This window comes from Agrobacterium pusense, from assembly GCF_013285525.1.
GTDB classification, from domain to species: domain Bacteria; phylum Pseudomonadota; class Alphaproteobacteria; order Rhizobiales; family Rhizobiaceae; genus Agrobacterium; species Agrobacterium pusense.
On the sequence record NZ_CP053856.1, the window covers coordinates 1135129 to 1151735 of the forward strand.

Annotated in this window: 17 protein-coding genes and 1 tRNA gene; 9 read left to right on the forward strand and 9 right to left on the reverse strand. The window is 59.0% G+C overall.

All coding sequences use genetic code 11. The annotated features are described in order from the left end of the window. Positions 1-4: 4 nt before the first annotated feature. Positions 5-1627: a cytochrome-c oxidase, cbb3-type subunit I gene (gene ccoN, locus HQN82_RS05565; protein WP_173614629.1), complete on the reverse strand. Its 1623-nt coding sequence runs from the start codon at positions 1625-1627 to the stop codon at positions 5-7. Between the two features lie 237 nt (positions 1628-1864). After that, positions 1865-2386 carry a bifunctional adenosylcobinamide kinase/adenosylcobinamide-phosphate guanylyltransferase gene (gene cobU / locus HQN82_RS05570; RefSeq protein ID WP_045534991.1) on the reverse strand — a complete coding sequence of 174 codons (522 nt, stop codon included), beginning with the start codon at positions 2384-2386 and terminating at the stop codon, positions 1865-1867. A gap of 501 nt (positions 2387-2887) precedes the next feature. On the opposite strand from cobU, the gene HQN82_RS05575 reads away from it, so the two are divergent. Both HQN82_RS05575 and HQN82_RS05580 read left to right on the forward strand, forming a co-directional pair. Continuing rightward, on the forward strand, positions 2888-3580 hold the full coding sequence (locus HQN82_RS05575; protein ID WP_006697428.1) for a DUF599 domain-containing protein: 693 nt from the start codon (positions 2888-2890) through the stop codon (positions 3578-3580). Between the two features lie 68 nt (positions 3581-3648). Further along, positions 3649-4614, forward strand: a complete 966-nt coding sequence (locus HQN82_RS05580; RefSeq protein ID WP_173614630.1) for an acetyltransferase domain-containing protein — start codon at positions 3649-3651, stop codon at positions 4612-4614. A gap of 251 nt (positions 4615-4865) precedes the next feature. Here the strand turns inward: HQN82_RS05580 and HQN82_RS05585 are convergent, their stop codons facing one another. Both HQN82_RS05585 and mgtE read right to left on the reverse strand, forming a co-directional pair. Further along, entirely contained in the window at positions 4866-5252 is a 387-nt protein-coding gene (locus HQN82_RS05585) for a MerR family transcriptional regulator (protein ID WP_004441868.1), read from the reverse strand. Positions 5253-5326: 74 nt separating this feature from the next. After that, entirely contained in the window at positions 5327-6754 is a 1428-nt protein-coding gene (mgtE, locus tag HQN82_RS05590) for a magnesium transporter (RefSeq protein WP_022556183.1), read from the reverse strand. A gap of 393 nt (positions 6755-7147) precedes the next feature. On the opposite strand from mgtE, the gene HQN82_RS05595 reads away from it, so the two are divergent. Genes HQN82_RS05595 through HQN82_RS05605 form a run of 3 tightly spaced genes read left to right on the forward strand, consistent with a single transcriptional unit; the run spans position 7148 to position 10260 of the window. Continuing rightward, the gene (locus HQN82_RS05595) at positions 7148-9448 is read left to right on the forward strand and encodes an FdhF/YdeP family oxidoreductase (RefSeq protein WP_173614631.1); all 2301 of its coding nucleotides are present in this window, start codon (positions 7148-7150) and stop codon (positions 9446-9448) included. Continuing rightward, on the forward strand, positions 9448-9747 hold the full coding sequence (locus HQN82_RS05600; RefSeq protein WP_006697425.1) for a hypothetical protein: 300 nt from the start codon (positions 9448-9450) through the stop codon (positions 9745-9747). Before HQN82_RS05595 ends, HQN82_RS05600 begins: the two co-directional genes overlap by 1 nt. 18 nt (positions 9748-9765) lie before the next feature. Continuing rightward, positions 9766-10260, forward strand: coding sequence for a peptide deformylase (locus HQN82_RS05605; RefSeq protein ID WP_037092801.1), 495 nt, complete (start codon positions 9766-9768; stop codon positions 10258-10260). Between the two features lie 3 nt (positions 10261-10263). Here the strand turns inward: HQN82_RS05605 and HQN82_RS05610 are convergent, their stop codons facing one another. After that, on the reverse strand, positions 10264-10692 hold the full coding sequence (locus HQN82_RS05610; RefSeq protein WP_077986262.1) for an OsmC family protein: 429 nt from the start codon (positions 10690-10692) through the stop codon (positions 10264-10266). A 124-nt stretch (positions 10693-10816) separates the two neighbouring features. Here HQN82_RS05610 and HQN82_RS05615 point away from each other — a divergent pair, with 124 nt between their 5' ends. After that, positions 10817-10984 carry a Thivi_2564 family membrane protein gene (locus HQN82_RS05615; protein WP_003502827.1) on the forward strand — a complete coding sequence of 56 codons (168 nt, stop codon included), beginning with the start codon at positions 10817-10819 and terminating at the stop codon, positions 10982-10984. A 58-nt stretch (positions 10985-11042) separates the two neighbouring features. Here HQN82_RS05615 and HQN82_RS05620 read toward each other — a convergent pair whose 3' ends face one another. Continuing rightward, positions 11043-11429, reverse strand: a complete 387-nt coding sequence (locus HQN82_RS05620) for a PAS domain-containing protein (RefSeq protein WP_173614632.1) — start codon at positions 11427-11429, stop codon at positions 11043-11045. A gap of 577 nt (positions 11430-12006) precedes the next feature. Continuing rightward, positions 12007-12091: transfer RNA gene (locus tag HQN82_RS05625), tRNA-Leu, on the reverse strand. Between the two features lie 189 nt (positions 12092-12280). Here HQN82_RS05625 and lipB point away from each other — a divergent pair. The 3 genes from lipB (at position 12281) to HQN82_RS05640 (ending at position 15154) form a co-directional block, all read left to right on the forward strand. Beyond that, positions 12281-13012, forward strand: coding sequence for a lipoyl(octanoyl) transferase LipB (lipB, locus tag HQN82_RS05630; RefSeq protein WP_173614633.1), 732 nt, complete (start codon positions 12281-12283; stop codon positions 13010-13012). Between the two features lie 64 nt (positions 13013-13076). Continuing rightward, positions 13077-14144: an NAD(P)-dependent alcohol dehydrogenase gene (locus tag HQN82_RS05635; RefSeq protein ID WP_173614634.1), complete on the forward strand. Its 1068-nt coding sequence runs from the start codon at positions 13077-13079 to the stop codon at positions 14142-14144. A gap of 71 nt (positions 14145-14215) precedes the next feature. After that, entirely contained in the window at positions 14216-15154 is a 939-nt protein-coding gene (locus HQN82_RS05640; protein WP_004441900.1) for a DMT family transporter, read from the forward strand. Positions 15155-15172: 18 nt separating this feature from the next. On the opposite strand, the gene HQN82_RS05645 is transcribed toward HQN82_RS05640, so the two are convergent. Further along, complete coding sequence (locus tag HQN82_RS05645) at positions 15173-15631, reverse strand: hypothetical protein (protein WP_112765817.1); 459 nt, start codon at positions 15629-15631, stop codon at positions 15173-15175. Between the two features lie 127 nt (positions 15632-15758). Then, positions 15759-16604, reverse strand: coding sequence for a phytoene/squalene synthase family protein (locus tag HQN82_RS05650; protein WP_004441906.1), 846 nt, complete (start codon positions 16602-16604; stop codon positions 15759-15761). Positions 16605-16607 lie beyond the last annotated feature (3 nt).

Sequence of the window (16607 nt, forward strand, 5' to 3'; positions counted from 1 at the left end):
CCTCCTATTCAGCGGGCTGCAGCGAAGGAGCCGCGCCTTTGCTGGCGCCCTCCTCGCGTTGATGACCGAGGATGGTCATGGTGACGTTGTAGGCCATGATCAGCGCGCCGCTGAGGAACATCAGGCCGCCCAGTGCACGCATCACATAATAGGGGAACAGCGCTGCCACCGATTCCGCGAAGGAATAGACAAGGAAGCCCTGGCTATCATATTCGCGCCACATCAGCGCCTGCTGGATGCCGGCCACCCACATGACGGCGGCGTAGATGACGATGCCGAGCGTGGCGAGCCAGAAGTGCCAGTTCACGAGTTGCAGGCTGTAAAGACGGTCCCTGCCCCACAGCTTGGGCGTCAGATAATAGATCGCGCCGAAGGTGATCATGCCGTTCCAGCCGAGCGCGCCCGAATGCACATGGCCGATGGTCCAGTCGGTATAGTGGCTGAGCGAGTTGACGGCCTTGATCGACATCATCGGGCCTTCGAAGGTGGCCATGCCATAGAAGGCAACCGCCATCACCATCATGCGCACGATGGGATCGGTACGGATCTTGTCCCAGGCGCCCGAAAGCGTCATCAGGCCGTTGATCATGCCGCCCCACGATGGCATCCACAGCATGATCGAGAACACCATGCCAAGCGTCTGCGCCCAGTCCGGAAGTGCCGTGTAATGCAGGTGGTGCGGGCCTGCCCAGATATACATGAAGATCAGCGCCCAGAAGTGGATGATCGACAGGCGGTAGGAATAAACCGGGCGGTTCACCTGCTTCGGAATGAAGTAATACATCATGCCGAGGAAGCCGGCCGTCAGGAAGAAGCCGACGGCGTTATGGCCATACCACCATTGCGTCAGCGCGTCCTGCACGCCCGAAAAGGCGGAGTAGCTCTTGACGCCGAGAAAAGAGACTGGAATGGCGAGGTTGTTGACGATGTGCAGCATGGCAATCGTCACGATGAAGCTCAGGTAGAACCAGTTCGCCACATAGATATGCGGCTCCTTGCGTGTCAGGATCGTGCCGAGGAACGTGATGAGATAGGCAACCCAGACGATCGTCAGCCAGATATCGACATACCATTCCGGCTCCGCATATTCGCGTCCCTGCGTTATGCCGAGCAGATAGCCGGTGGCGGCCATGACGATGAAGAGGTTGTAGCCCCAGAACACGAACCAGCCGAGATCGCCGCCGAACAGGCGTGCCCGACAGGTTCTCTGCACCACGTAGAATGAGGTGGCGATCAGCGCATTTCCCCCGAAAGCGAAGATCACCGCCGACGTGTGCAGCGGCCTTACACGGCCGAAATTTAAATAGGGCGCAATGTTGAGATCCGGAAAAGCAAGCTGCAGCGCCACCACGACGCCAACCAGGAAGCCGACGACGCCCCAGAAGACGGTGGCGATGACACCGTATCGTACGACTCCGTCGAAGTATTCCGACTTGCGCCGGGCCCGCGCGGCCGGATCGACGGGCGCAAAGGAGACACGGCGCAACAGAAGCACCGTGCTGACCAGCAGCGTAAAGAACAGCACCCACATATGGGCGGCGAAAAGACTGTCATGGGCGAATGCCGCCCCGAGCAACGCGAGAAAGGCCCCAAGGGCCACGATCGCGGTTTCCAGTGTGTAGTTCATTGTTGGTTTCCCCCAACGTGCAAGCCGACCGACGAAAGGCACTGCATGCGCCTGGGAGAGCGGACGTGCGCCTTTGCGTCGGTTGGAGCATTGCCATCGGGAATGGGAAGCGACCTTGATCCAGATCAAGAAAGCAAAGCTGCCGCAGCCTCGCCAAAATGCGGCTCGCATTTACAAGGGAAATTTGCCTCTAAGCTGGAGTGCGGCGATGTCGACCGCGCTTTCGCGGGTGCCGCTTCAGCCCTTCATTTTCAGGGGCAACCCGGCGGCGACGAAAAAGACCTCACCGGCAATGGCGGCGATTCGCTGATGCAGCCGCCCCGCATGATCCCGGAATTCCCGCGCCATGCGATTTTCCGGCACGATGCCGAGACCGACTTCGTTGGAGACGAAAATCAGCTTCGCCCGAGCCGACAGGATCGCCGCCTCAAGTGCCGCGAAGGCAGCATCGAAATCCGCATTTTCCATCATCAGATTGGTAAGCCACAAAGTGAGGCAATCGACGAGAACGACATTGTCCGGCCGGTCCAGCTGCTCCAGCATGGCGGCGATATCGACGGGCGCTTCATGGGTGGTCCATTCGCCGCCACGCCGCGCCTGATGATGGGCGATCCGGTCACGCATCTCGTCGTCCCATGCCCGGCCGGTGGCCAGATAATGCAGGTTTCCGCCCGCCTTTATGGCAAGCTCTTCCGCAAAACGCGATTTGCCGGAGCGCGCGCCGCCAAGAATGAAAACGGAGCGGTTATTATCTGTCATGGGAAACCTGAAGGAAGAGAATAAACGGACCGGCATCTTCGCCGGGTCGCGAGCCAGTGACAGGCGGACATGAAGGGAACGATTCGTAGAAAAGGCGTCCCCCGGTTGCTCACGCCGGACTGCCGCTGATACCGGGCCGGAAAAAACAAGACCTGCCTGCAGGATGCGGGGCATATCAGTCTTGATGCTCCGGATACCGGAAACACCGGTCCGGAAGAAAAGCTAGGTGCGAACGTCCATCCTGTCAATCCGTCCCTGCCTTTGGTGAAAAACCAGGCGGAACCGGTACGCAAAACCTTAACCCGGAACCGGCAGACCTGTCGTCCGCGACAGGACTGATAAAGCGACTTGGTTACCGGAAAGTTAGCGTTGAACCGAATGATGAAACCGCAACGCCAAAAGAGAATATGGGGGCGACGTCAGCCGCCGCCATTGCCTTGCCATGGCCTTCAAATCAATATGGTTTCGAAGATTCGCAAACAGCAAGGTGGCCTGCCCGTAATGACCGTCATCGACTATATCGCGATTGTCGTTTTCATCCTTCTATGGGCCGCCTACACCCATGTGACGACGGGAACGAGGCTGTTTTCGCGCGCCAGCCTCAACCAGGCCATGGCCGAGCGCCGTCGCGACTGGATCATGAATTCGCTGAAGCGCGACCTGAAGATGATCGACACACAGATCATGGCCGGCCTGCAGAACGGAACCGCCTTTTTCGCTTCCACCTCCATCTTCGCCATCGGCGGATGTTTTGCCCTTCTGGGGGCGACCGAGCAGGTCGAGTCGGTGTTTCGCGACATGCCTTTCGTGCATTATGCCGGTCGCACGGCTTTTGAACTGAAGGTCATCGGGCTCACCTGTCTCTTCGGTTACTCCTTCTTCAAATTCGGCTGGTCCTACCGGCTGTTCAACTACTGCACCATCCTCTTCGGCGCCATTCCCATGGTGCACGACGTCGGCGCCGACCGCGAGGCGGCGGAACGCGCGGCCGAGAACGTCATCAAGATGAACATCATCGCCGCCAAGAACTTCAATGACGGCCTGCGGACCATATTTCTGTCCATCGGTTATCTCGGCTGGTTCATCAGCCCCTATGTCTTCATCGCCAGCACGGTCATCATCATTGTCGCGCTCTTGCGCCGCCAGTTCTTTTCCGAGGCGCGACGCGCCATCATGGAAGAAAACAGGCCTTGAAATAGCCGCACTTCAAGGGCCAAGCCGAGTAAGACACCGGCCTTACCGAAAGCTGAAACACGGAAACCATGGACACAAACACAGTCGCCGACGAAAACCGCCGTAAAGGCCGCATAGGCGGCCTCGACACGCTCCGCGGGCTGGCCCTCATCGCCATGGCGTCCTACCACTTCACGTGGAATCTGGAATATTTCGGTTATCTCGAACCAGGCACGGCAACCACGGGCCTCTGGAAGCTTTACGCACGCGGCATCGCCACGTCATTTCTGTTCCTTGCGGGTTTCAGCCTGTTTCTCGCCCACGGCAAGGGCGTGAACTGGCCATCCTTCGGCAAGCGTTTCGCCATGGTGGCCGGTTCGGCGCTGCTCATCACCATCGCCACCTATTTTGCCTTTCCGGACAGCTTCATCTTCTTCGGCATACTGCATAATATTGCCGCCGCAAGCCTCGTGGGACTGTTGTTCCTCAGGGCACCCGCAGCGGTGACACTGCTTTTCGCTGTGATTGCTTTTATCCTGCCGCAATATCTGCAATCCGAAGTGTTCAATGCAAAATGGCTGGCCTGGATCGGCTTTTCCACCCAGCCACCCCGTTCGAATGATTATGTCCCGCTGCTGCCCTGGCTTGCGCCGTTCCTCGCCGGGCTTGCGGTCTCGCAATTCGTCTCGCCGCGCGGCTGGCTCGACCGCTTTCGAAGCCCGAGTTCACCTCGCAACCTTCTTGCAAGCGCCGGCCGTCACAGCCTTGCCTTCTATCTCATCCACCAGCCGGTATTAATCGGCCTTGTTTACACCCTGTCGCTCGTCGCCCCGCCCCCGCCTGTCGATCAGGTCGAACTATACAAATCAAGCTGCGAAAAAAGCTGCGTCGAACAGGCGAACGGGCTGGAGCTGTGCCAGCGCTTCTGCGGCTGCACGCTGGAGAAGCTCCAGGCGGAAAGCCTTTTCGACATCATGATGGAAGGCAAGCTGACCGCGGATCAGCAGACGAAGGTCAGCGAAGTGGCACAGCAGTGCACTGTTGAGGCGCAGTAGCGCAGGCAGCCAGAGCGTCAGCGGTCGCCGTCTTTTCTCCCCCTTTCCGGGGAGAAGGTGGCCCGAAGGGTCGGATCAGGGGGCGAACGTCGGTGATAAATCGAGATCATGTCCCACATCCCGCTGCCGCGACATTCTCGTCGGCGGGGCAAGCCGAACCCGCTCGTTTCATATGAAGTAAAGCGGAGAGTCTTGGAGCCGTTCACGACAGTTACGTCAACGGAATATCCGATACCACTAAAAAGCAGTACTCAGGTCCCAACGCCGATTTCGGCAAGACGCGTCAGACAGGCTTCTTCGACATTGTCGAGCTCCGCCAGCGTCTCCTCGATATCCTTACGCTTCTGCCGAAGATCAGCGCGCTTTTCATCGACCTTCTTCATCAGAAGCACAAGCTGGCCCGATTCCCCCGGCGGCTCCTTGTAGACCTGAATGATCTCGCGGATTTCGGCTATCGTGAAACCGATACGGCGACCGCGCAGGATTTCCTGAATGAGACGGCGGTCCGCAGCACGGAAAAGCCTGGTGCGCCCGCGCCGCTCAGGATGGATCAACCCTTCATCCTCATAAAATCTGAGTGTGCGGGTGGAAACACCGAATTCTCGGGTCAGTTCGGTTATGCTATAATATTTGTTCACGGGCCTATCCGATTCCTAACCGGATCATTATTATTTGACCTTCACGTAAAAGTCAATTTTATGGCCGCCCTCGCCTATCCCGAAATTCCGTACCACCAGGTCGCTATCCCCAGAAAGGCAAAAAACCCGACAATGTCCGTCACCGCCGTTACGAAGACGGCGGATGAGACGGCAGGGTCAGCTCCGAACTTGTCGAGGACGAGCGGAATGAGAATTCCCGCCAGGGCCGCCGCGAGCATGTTGAGACACATGGCCGTGGCGATGATGCCCCCAATATGGATGTCCTGAAACCATAGCGCCGCGACAACGCCGATGGCGCAGCCGAACAGCATGCCGTTCAGAATGCCCACCCCCGCCTCGCGCCGGATGATGCGGGCGGCATTGTTGATATCGAGGCTTTTGGTGGCGAGCGCGCGCACCGATACCGTCATGGTCTGCGATCCGGCGTTGCCGCCCATGCCGGCAACCGCAGGCATCAGGATCGCCAGCGCGACGATCTGCTGGATCGTCGCATCGAACAGGCTGATGACGGAAGCGGACAGAAAGGCAGTGATGAGATTGACGGCGAGCCACGGAACGCGGGAACGGGACGTGCTGGCGATGGAGTCCGACAGCTCTTCGTCACCCACACCGCCGAGACGCAGAAGGTCTTCCTCGGCCTCCTCCTGGATGACGTCGACCACGTCATCGATGGTCAGCACGCCGACCAGCCGGCCGTTATTGTCCACCACGGCGGCGGACAGAAGGTCGTATTGCTCGAAGAGCTGCGCTGCTTCTTCCTGGTCCATTTCGGCTGGAATGGAATGGTTTGTCTCGTGCATGATCGTTTCGATCTTCACCTGGCGCTTGGCCCGCAGCACCTTGTCGAGATCGAGCGCGCCGACCAGCTTGAAAGTGGGATCGATGACAAAAATCTGGGTGAAGGAATCCGGGAGTTCCTCCTCCTCTCGCAGATAATCAATAGTCTGCCCGACAGTCCAGAATGGCGGCACGGCGACGAATTCCGTCTGCATGCGCCGACCGGCCGAGCTCTCAGGATAGTCCAGCGCCCGCATCAACCGCACGCGTTCGGTGAAGGGCAGCTGCGAGAGAATGTCCTTACGATCCTCGTCGTCGAGGTCTTCAAGAATGTAGACGGCGTCGTCGGAATCGAGCTCGCCGATACCGGCAGCGATCTGCTCGTTCGACATCTGATCGACGATATCGAGGCGGATACCTTCATCCACCTCGGTCAGCGCCGTCATGTCAAAATCGGAACCGAGCAGCCGCACAAGCGCGTGGCGCTGTTCCGGGAGAATGGATTCAAGCAGGTCTCCGAGTTCGGATTCATGCAGCCGCGCCACATTCTTGCGCAGGAACAAGAGGTCGCGATCGGCGATTGCCGCACCCACCATCGTCAGAAAATCGGAACGCACCGAGCCATCTTCGGCATAAATATCCGACGGGGCATCCGACGGCTTCAATTCATCGGGCGCGACAGCGTCGTCGTCACGGTCTGTCATCTGGCGTCCCCTTGTATTCAAATGCCGCAATGCTCGGATTCGAAGGCAGAATGGCGTTAAAAAGCATATTGTCAACAACCGGATAGCTGCAAATACCTAAGCTTCGCGCGTGTCGCGAAAATTCCATTCGTCATTCCTCTTCGCCTCTCCGGCAGGACCGGGCGGAGTGCGGCTTATAAGCATGAATAGCCGATCCGTGCCGGTTGTTTTACGACAACGCCCGCACCCTTTACGCCGTTCCGCAGCCAAGGTTGAGAGCCATGACGCTGGTTTTACCGCAACGCACAACAAAGGCGTTGACAGCCGATGCGGATGGGCGCTTCTGAAGATGTTTTTGACAAAGGACAAACCGCGCCGACCGGACGCGGAAAGTTAGTTTTGGGGTGGCAAACCATGAGCAAGACGGGTTTCATCGGCAAGGCATCGTCCGCCGCAGGCGGTTGGGGCGCACTTAAAAGCGTCGGCAAGCGCCTTCTGGAATCCGGGGCACCGATCTCGGGCGTCCGCACCCTGTTAAAGACCAATCAGCCGGATGGTTTTGACTGTCCCGGTTGCGCCTGGGGCGATCCGGAACACGGCTCCTCTTTCGAGTTCTGTGAAAACGGCGTCAAGGCGGTGTCCTGGGAAGCGACCGAAGCCCGCGTGCCGCCGGAGTTCTTCGCCAGCCACACCGTCTCCGAACTGCGCGGCTGGTCCGATTACGAGTTGGAAAAACAGGGGCGCCTCACCCATCCCATGCGCTATGACCGGATGAGCGACAAATACCTGCCCGTATCGTGGGACGAGGCCTTTACCGAAATCGGCAGCATCCTCAACGGTCTCGACAACCCGAACCGGGCTGAATTCTATACGTCCGGCCGCGCTTCCAACGAGGCGGCTTTCCTTTATCAGCTGATGGTGCGGCTTTACGGCACCAATAATTTCCCCGACTGCTCCAACATGTGCCACGAGGCAAGCGGTGTCGGATTGAACGCATCGATCGGTGTCGGCAAGGGAACGGTGCTGCTCGAGGACTTTGAAAAGGCCGACGCGATTTTCGTGATCGGGCAAAACCCGGGCACCAATCATCCGCGCATGCTGGGCGACCTGCGCCGCGCCGCCCTGCGCGGCGCCCGGATCGCCGTATTCAATCCCATTCGCGAAAAGGGGCTGGAGCGCTTTGCAGACCCGCAGGACAAGATCGAGATGATCAGTGGCGGCAGCACGAAGATTGCCACCAATTATTACCAGCCGCGCCAGGGCGGCGACATGGCGGCGGTGCGCGGCATGAGCAAGGCGGTCTTCACCGCTGACGACGCTGCAAGGGCGGCGGGCGAACCCGCCATCATCGACTACGACTTCATCGCCGAACATGCAGCGGAGTTCGAGGCCTACCGTGCCGCCGTCGAAGCGACGAGCTGGGATACCATTCTCGACCAGTCCGGCCTCACCCGCGAGGAGATCGAAGAAGCCGCCCACATCTACATGAAGGCCGGCTCCGTCATCGCGACATGGGCCATGGGCGTCACTCAGCATCGTCACTCGGTCGTCATCGTGCGCGAGATCACCAATTTCATGTTGCTGCGCGGCAATGTCGGTCGTCCCGGTGCGGGCCTTTGCCCCGTGCGCGGTCATTCCAACGTTCAGGGCGACCGCACCGTCGGCATCGATGAAAAAGCACCGCCCGCACTTCTCGATGCGCTGGAAAAGGAACTCGGCGTTACCATGCCGCGCAAGCCCGGCCACAATACGGTGGAGGCTGTGGCGGCCATGCTTGAGGGCAAGGCGCAAGCCTTCATTGCGCTCGGGGGTAATTTCCTGCGCGCCACGCCCGATAGCCCGCTTATTATCAAGGCATTCGAAAATCAGAAGCTCACCGTCAACATCGCCACCAAGCTCAATCATTCGCATCTCGTGCCTGGCGAAACCTCGTTCGTGCTGCCTTGCCTGGGGCGAACCGAGATCGACCGCAATTCGGCAGGCCGGGCGCAGATCGTCACGGTCGAGGATTCCATGAGCATGGTGCACGGCTCCGGCGGCATCAATCCACCGGCGTCGGACGAATTGCGCTCGGAAGTCGCCATCATCGCCGGCATCGCAGAAGCGACGCTAGGCAGCGGGCCTGTGAACTGGAAAGCGCTCGCTGATGATTACGATCTTATCCGCGACATGATCGAGCGGGTCATTCCCGGCTTCGAGAATTTCAACGAACGCGTTCGCGTGCCGCGCGGCTTCCGTCTGCCCAATAGGGCTGCGGAACGGCAATGGAACACACCGGCGAAAAAGGCGATCTTTTTCAGCGGCCCCCTGCCCGAACAGACCGAACACCAGCAGGCGCTCACGCGCGAGAACCTTTTCGTCCTGCAGACCTTCCGCAGCCACGATCAGTACAACACCACGATCTACGGCATGGACGACCGCTATCGTGGCGTTTATGGCGAACGCCACGTCATCTTCATGAACCCGGCGGATATGCAAGCGCTCGGCGCCCATTCCCGCCAGCGTGTCGATGTCGTTGGCGAATATGGCGATGGGGTCGAACGCATCGCACAGAATTTCCGGCTGGTGCCCTACAATATTCCGCGGGGCAGCATCGGCGGTTATTATCCGGAACTGAATGTGCTGGTGCCGCTGTCGAGCTATGGCAAAGACAGTTTTACACCGACGTCTAAATCCGTGCTCGTGTCCGTCCGCCTGCGCCCGGATGCCTCCTGATGAATGAGGAACAGTCCGCTGATGCCTTCATGGCTGCGGTGGCACGGGTTCAAGAGCGATCGCAGCCCTTGCTGACATCCACCGGCGCGGCGATACTGATTGCGGTCGACTTCAATATAGCCACAGACAGCCGCGGCATTGCCAACAGGCTGGGTCTTGCACATGCCCTCGTTCTGCGCGAAATCGCCGGTCTGTCACCGCGCTTCGTGCAGGTAACGAGACGCGATGCCCGCACCCAGCGCAGCTTCCTGGAAGCGACGGCGGAGGGAAAGGCGCTCGCCGCCGCCGCCCGGATTTGAAACGAACGGAGCATTTCCTTGGCAACCAGGCCTATCCTGCCCTATCCGCATCCCGGCTTATCGGAAATCTGCGAGCCGGTCACGGTGTTTGACGGGCAATTGCAGGATCTTGTCAGCGACCTGATCGACACGATGCGCGCCGCCCCGGGTGTCGGCATCACCGCCGCCCATATCGGCGTGAAGCAGCGTGTTTTTGTGTTGGAACTGACGCCGGGGACGGTTCTTACCTACGTCAATCCCGAAATCATCGGCCGCGCCACGCAGACCATGCGACATGTGGAGGGCAGCGTCTCGATGCCGGGCTTCACGGACGAAGTGGAGCGGCCATCCAAGATCGAAGTGAGGTTTCAGGACATCGACGGCACGGAGCACCGTCAGGCCGTCGAGGGATTTCACGCCATCTGCATCCAGCACGAGATTGACCAGCTTGACGGCATTTTCTGGGTGAAGCGGCTTTCGAAGCTAAAACGCGACCGGCTGGTGAAGAAATGGGAAAAGTCGAGGAAGCCGTAACCGTCAGCTGGTAATCGACAGCACAAACTCCGCATCGCCCTTCAGCGTGTTGCTGACGGTGCAGATATCCTCCGCCCTGTGCGCAAGCGCCAGTCGCTCCGCCGCGTTGAAGTTTCCGGCGATCTCCATCCGAATGTCGAAGCGGATGATGCGATAGGGTTCATCAGCCGATTTCTCGCCGGAGACATCAACACGAACACCCTCGAACAGATCGAGCAGTCCCAAGCTGCTGGCTGCGATGCGGACGCTGAGCGCCAGGCACGCGGCCAGCGACGAGTATAAAAGATCGATTGGGTTAAACCCTGGCTCCGAAACCCCCGTGACGATGTCCAGAGCGCCACCGGTGACCGACGACACATGAGGACGGCCAAGCCGCCCCACGCTGACGGAAGCGCCGACCGGCCTCGATTTCATCCTCACGCTCTCGGTCATTCAGAAAATCCTAATTTAATCGCGCGCAATCGACCACATGGAACAAAATACCGGCTGGCGCCTTTTTACTCACGCAACGGTGAACCATCGTTGAATATCGAATTTCAATAGGGAGCTGGGACATATGGTTACATCAACGCTCGTCAGCATTCTGATCACCTTCCTGGTGATTGTGCTTGTCTTGTGGCTCATCGCGCGACTGCCCGTTGGCGGCGGCGCCAAACAGATCGCACAGGTTATCGTCATTATTATCGGTATTATTTCGCTGTTGAAATATCTCGCCGTGTTCTGATGTCCCGGCAAGGCGCAGACGAAAAAAGGCGGCGAAAGCCGCCTCTTTTTTGTTGTCGTTACTGGCGTGGTTCAAACTGGTAAGATTTTTTCAGCGTGATATCCCGGACGCTGCCTATACCGAGAAAAGGCGTGCCCTCCGGATCGAAGATCGCCCTGCCCTTTGCCGCGATCCATCGGCTAGAGCCGTCAGGCAGGTTGACCTTGTAACGCTGATCGAAAAAGACGCCCGTGGTGATACTGTCGAAAATGGCCTGTGCCACCCGATCGCGCATCTCAATATCGATCCTTTCCAGAATCTCCTCGATCGTTACCCCGCGTGATGCAACCGGTTCGGAAAATCCATGGCATTCCGCGGTAATCGCATCCATGATCAGCCTGTTGTCGGAAATGCTCCACATGTAATAACCGAGCGCATTGTCTGAATCCGTCTTGTCCCCCTGCACGAAAACCCCCGGATATTATTTCCTGACAAAAGCTAACATCAGACCTCTCATATTCCACCCCTCGTTTTGTGGGGGGAGCAGACGAGCTACCAAAGCGTGCATCAATATCCACCGGAATTTTCCGGCAATCCAAATTGTTGCGCCGTTCTAAAACGGACGACAAATTCCGACGAGGTATCGCAAAAATGCGGGCGTGCGCCTACATGGCTGGGATGACATTTCGAGGAGTTCAAGATGATGCGAGCCGCCCTTACTTTCGGATTGCTGACCGCAACCGTCTTTCTGGCCGGATGCCAGACGTGGCATAGCCCATATCGTGGAAACGAGTGGCGAATGGATCAGGTAATGGATGGGGACCCCTACCGTGTCGGGGACGGACAGCGTTACCGACGCTAGTTCAGTCCGGCCATTCAATTCGGGCGGCGTCGGGTCAATGATTTGCCGCCCGTAATTTTTATAATGCTGACGGCAAAATAAAACACGGTAGCCGAATTGGCTCCGACGCAGCCTGGCGTATTGTGGGGTCAGGGCTAACCGATTGTCTAAAAAAGAAAAAACCCGCCGAAGCGGGTTTCTTTGGTGCGGTCGAGAAGACTCGAACTTCCACGGGTTGCCCCACAGCGACCTCAACGCTGCGCGTCTACCAATTCCGCCACGACCGCATCGTGGTAGGCGTCGACTTGCGCCGACGGGGGTGCATGTAGCAAAAGGATTTTGGGTGCACAAGAGCGTCGTGACAGTTTTTTGAAATTAAAAATCGCACTGCACCATCCTATATGCAGGAAGCCCGGAAATGCTGGGGTTGCGGCCGTGACGCCATTTTGCGAGAAGGCTGTGGAAAGGACTTTTTCATGCTCACACGCACGGATATCGAGACAAAAATGCTCCCCGCCGCCGGTTCGCCGCCCGTTCGCTGGCGAATCTCTGATGGCCTCGTGCCTTACGAGCAGGCGGTAGAGGAAATGGAGCGCGAGGTTAGCGCCATCGCAGCTGGCGAGGCGGACGAACTCGTCTGGCTTCTGGAGCATCCGCCGCTTTATACGGCCGGCACCAGCGCCGATGTGGCCGATCTGATCGAACCGGATCGTTTCCCGGTCTTCGCCACGGGGCGCGGCGGCGAATATACCTATCACGGCCCCGGCCAGCGGGTCGCTTACGTCATGCTTGATCTCAAACGCCGCCGCCAGGATGTCCGCGCCTATGTGGCGGCACTCGAGGATGTCATCATCCGCACACTTGATAAGATGAACGTGCGTGGCGAGCGGCGGGAAGATCGCGTCGGCGTCTGGGTCAGGCGCCCCGAAAAACCTCTCCTGCCGGATGGCGGCATGGCAGAAGACAAGATTGCCGCACTGGGTATCCGTCTGCGCAAATGGGTGAGTTTTCACGGGCTCGCGATCAATGTCGATCCCGATCTCTCGCACTTCACCGGCATCATTCCATGCGGCATCAGCGCCTATGGCGTTACCAGCCTTGTCGATCTTGGATTGCCGGTTATGATCGGTGATGTCGACGTCCTGCTGCGCGAGGCCTTCGAGGAGGTTTTTGGCCCGGCAGTCCCCGAAACCGGCGCTGGCGGCTGACCGCCGCAACCCCTGCCGCAGGCCGGTGTTTGATGCATCGATCACCACAAAAGGAGGAACGACCATGTTCACAACATCCGCTTACGCCTGCGACGACGGATCTTCACCGATGAAGCTCGCGACCATCAAGCGTCGCGATCCCGGCCCGCGCGATGTCGAAATCGAAATAGAATTCTGTGGCGTCTGCCACTCCGATATCCACACGGCCCGCAGCGAATGGCCGGGCTCTCTTTACCCCTGCGTTCCCGGCCACGAAATCATCGGCCGTGTCGGCCGCGTGGGTTCGGACGTCACCAGGTTCAAGACGGGTGACCGCGTCGGCGTCGGCTGCATCGTGGATAGCTGCCGGCAATGCGCAAGCTGCGCCGAGGGGCTGGAGCAATATTGCGAAAACGGCATGACCGGCACCTATAATTCGCCTGACAAGGCGATGGGCGGCGGCGCCCATACGCTTGGCGGTTACTCCGCTCATGTGGTGGTCGATGACCGTTACGTTCTCAGCGTACCCGAAGGTCTCGATCCGGCCGCTGCCGCACCCCTGCTCTGCGCGGGCATTACCACCTACTCCCCGCTGCGCCACTGGAATGCAGGCCCCGGCAAGCGGGTCGGCGTTGTCGGTCTCGGTGGCCTTGGTCATATGGCGGTGAAGCTCGCCAATGCCATGGGCGCGACGGTGGTGATGATCACGACGTCGCCCGGCAAGGCTGAAGACGCAAAAAAACTCGGCGCCCATGAGGTGATCGTCTCGCGCGATGCGGATCAGATGAAAAAGGCCGCTTCGAGCCTCGACCTCATCATCGATGCCGTCGCCGCCGACCATGACATCAACGCTTATCTTGCCCTGCTGAAGCGAGACGGCGCGCTGGTACAGGTGGGTGCGCCGGAAAAGCCGCTGTCGGTAATGGCGTTCAGTCTCATTCCGGGCCGCAAGACCTTTGCCGGCTCGATGATCGGCGGCATTCCCGAGACCCAGGAAATGCTGGATTTCTGCGCCGAAAAAGGCATCGCCGCCGAAATCGAGATGATCGATATCGATCAGATCAACGATGCTTATGAACGCATGATAAAAAGCGATGTGCGTTATCGTTTCGTCATTGATATGAAGAGCCTGCCGCGCCAGAAGGCCGCCTGACCTGCGAAGGGGGGCAGCCTTTAGCACCCCTTCTCTCAATGGACCTTCCGGTCGAAAGCGCTATTCGAACCATGACCAGCCAGACCGGTTTCAGCGATGTCGCCAAGGGCATGACGATCATGGCGACCTGCATGTTCGTGCTGCCCGTCATGGACGCAATAGCCAAATACATGGCCGTGGTCGGCGGCATGTCACCGGCGCAGGTAACCTTCTATCGCTTCTTCTTCCAGGTGGTCTGCACCCTGCCGCTGCTGCTCATGGTCTCACCGAGCGCGCTTTTCAGCGCGAAGCGTCCCTGGATGAACTGCCTGCGCGGCGTATTGCACGCTTCCGCCAGCCTGATGTTCTTCGCCGCAGTCAAATACATGCCGCTTGCCGATGTGTTCGCGATCTATTTCGTAGAACCTTTCATGCTGACGATGATGTCGGCTCTGTTTCTCGGCGACAGGGTCGGCTGGAAGCGGTGGACGGCGATCGTGGTAGGCTTCGGCGGCGCGATGATTGTCATTCAGCCGAGCTTCGAAATCTTCGGCTGGACCTCGCTGCTGCCGGTGGCCTGCGCATTCCTCTACACGCTCTACCTCTTCCTGAACCGAGCCATCGGCGACGCCGACAGCCCGCTTGTGATGCAGACCATGTCGGGCATTGCCGGCACGGTATTCATGGGAGCGGCCCTTCTTGCCGGCGATGCGCTCGGCGACAAGGATTTCGCCGTCTCGCTGCCGCAATCGGGATTGGCCCTGGCTCTGCTCGTGCTGCTAGGATCGATATCCGGCTACATGCATCTGCTGATCGTCAGGGCTTTCAGGCTGGCCCCGCTCTCGCTGCTGGCGCCGTTCCAGTATTTCGAGATCATCTCGGCGACGATCCTCGGTTATGCGCTGTTCTCGGATTTTCCGACGCCGTCGAAATGGCTCGGTATTTTCATCATCGTCGCATCCGGCCTGTTCATCATCTGGCGCGAACGCCAGCAGGCAGGGGCCAATCGGCCGCCGCTCGACGGGCAGTGACGGGCCATGCGATAGCCATCAGGCGCCGGAAGGGAGCGGCCCTTCATCGTGATGATCCTGCGCCTCAACGAGACTGCCGAGCAGCCAGAGAGAGACTTCGGCCGCCTCTCCTGCCGATTTGAAGCGGTATGAACCGCTATATTTCGGCATGTCGAAGAAGGTAACGACGAAACCGTCTCCGCTTTCCAGGCTCTCCACCCGTATCCGCTCGGGATCGATCATCACGCAGACGTAATGAGAACCCATGTTGCGCATGAAACCGGCCTTGTTGTCGTGCAGCCGCACGAAGGCAGCGCCTCCATCTGCCGTCATGTGCAGGCTTCTGATCGCCTCATTGGGAAAGGCGCGGGCGAAATCCATGATCGCCTGCCCGACATCATGGCTGTTGTCCTCATCCGTCGCCCGCGACATGCGCCAGGCATAAACGGCAAAGACCAAAAGCAGCACGAAAACGATAATCCAGATCGCCATATTCATCCGGAACGCTCCCTCAACAACCAAACATCATGGGTCGCGAATCGAAACGAAGCGAACCCGGTTCGCTTTGATAGGAAACGAGGCTTGCGCGAAGTATGGCTCCCCGCATCGGCGCCAGGAGTGACGATCAGAAGCGCTTGAGGAAAGAGGCTTTTGCCAACAGCCATTGCCGACGAAGCTGCGATAATTGCACTTCGCCTTCAAACACGCCCGCGCCAGCCTTTCTCGCGGCCGTTATGACCGGTCCGGAAATGGCGACGGGCAAATAGGCCGCAAAGACGTTGCCCGAAATGCGAGCGCGTCTTGCCTTCTCGATATGATCCAGCGCATGGGCCGCGAACAGTTCGATAGCAATGCCGATGCGCTGTCGGTCCGTGCCTTCCAGGAACGTCTCCCGGTCAAGCCCGGCGGCCGAGAGCATGTCGGCTGGAATATACACCTGACCACGGCGACGGTGCAGTGGCATGAGCAGCATCATGCCGGCCATGGCCTGCGCCACACCCGCATGTCCGGCCGCTTCCGCGCTTGCCGCGGCCTCTTCCGGAGACAGAACGAGGCTGGCAAGCTGGATCAGCGCCGAAGCCGTTTCCCCTGCATAGCCTTCAAGCGCGTTGCGATCCTCGAAAGGATCGTCATAGAGATCGAAGATGCGCGCCTCGATCATGTTGGAAAGCACCGATCGTGGCAGCCTGTAACGCTCGATCGTTTCCAGAAGCGCCGACGCGACGGGGTGCGACTGGCTGTCCCCATGGGGACTTCCCTCGAGCAGATCGCGCCACCATTGCATGCGCACCTCACCTGGCAGCGCTTCACGCACGGAATCGCGAATACGCGCAATCTCGGCGTTAAAGGCATAAAGCGCTGCAAGAGCGTTGCGCCTGTCCGCGGGAGACAAAAGACAGGCGAGATAGCGGTCACGATCCGTATCGCGCAGCGTCGCAAGGCAGACGTCGAGATTTTCTGTGGGTGCCATGGT

Bases quoted from the DNA above. Each gene is read 5' to 3' on its own strand.
- ccoN (WP_173614629.1), bottom strand. From the start codon at position 1,627: ATGAACTACACACTGGAAACCGCGATCGTGGCCCTTGGGGCCTTTCTC.
- cobU (WP_045534991.1), bottom strand. From the start codon at position 2,386: ATGACAGATAATAACCGCTCCGTTTTCATTCTTGGCGGCGCGCGCTCC.
- HQN82_RS05575 (WP_006697428.1), top strand. From the start codon at position 2,888: ATGACCGTCATCGACTATATCGCGATTGTCGTTTTCATCCTTCTATGG.
- HQN82_RS05580 (WP_173614630.1), top strand. From the start codon at position 3,649: ATGGACACAAACACAGTCGCCGACGAAAACCGCCGTAAAGGCCGCATA.
- mgtE (WP_022556183.1), bottom strand. From the start codon at position 6,754: ATGACAGACCGTGACGACGACGCTGTCGCGCCCGATGAATTGAAGCCG.
- HQN82_RS05595 (WP_173614631.1), top strand. From the start codon at position 7,148: ATGAGCAAGACGGGTTTCATCGGCAAGGCATCGTCCGCCGCAGGCGGT.
- HQN82_RS05600 (WP_006697425.1), top strand. From the start codon at position 9,448: ATGAATGAGGAACAGTCCGCTGATGCCTTCATGGCTGCGGTGGCACGG.
- HQN82_RS05610 (WP_077986262.1), bottom strand. From the start codon at position 10,692: ATGACCGAGAGCGTGAGGATGAAATCGAGGCCGGTCGGCGCTTCCGTC.
- HQN82_RS05615 (WP_003502827.1), top strand. From the start codon at position 10,817: ATGGTTACATCAACGCTCGTCAGCATTCTGATCACCTTCCTGGTGATT.
- lipB (WP_173614633.1), top strand. From the start codon at position 12,281: ATGCTCACACGCACGGATATCGAGACAAAAATGCTCCCCGCCGCCGGT.
- HQN82_RS05635 (WP_173614634.1), top strand. From the start codon at position 13,077: ATGTTCACAACATCCGCTTACGCCTGCGACGACGGATCTTCACCGATG.
- HQN82_RS05640 (WP_004441900.1), top strand. From the start codon at position 14,216: ATGACCAGCCAGACCGGTTTCAGCGATGTCGCCAAGGGCATGACGATC.
- HQN82_RS05645 (WP_112765817.1), bottom strand. From the start codon at position 15,631: ATGAATATGGCGATCTGGATTATCGTTTTCGTGCTGCTTTTGGTCTTT.
- HQN82_RS05650 (WP_004441906.1), bottom strand. From the start codon at position 16,604: ATGGCACCCACAGAAAATCTCGACGTCTGCCTTGCGACGCTGCGCGAT.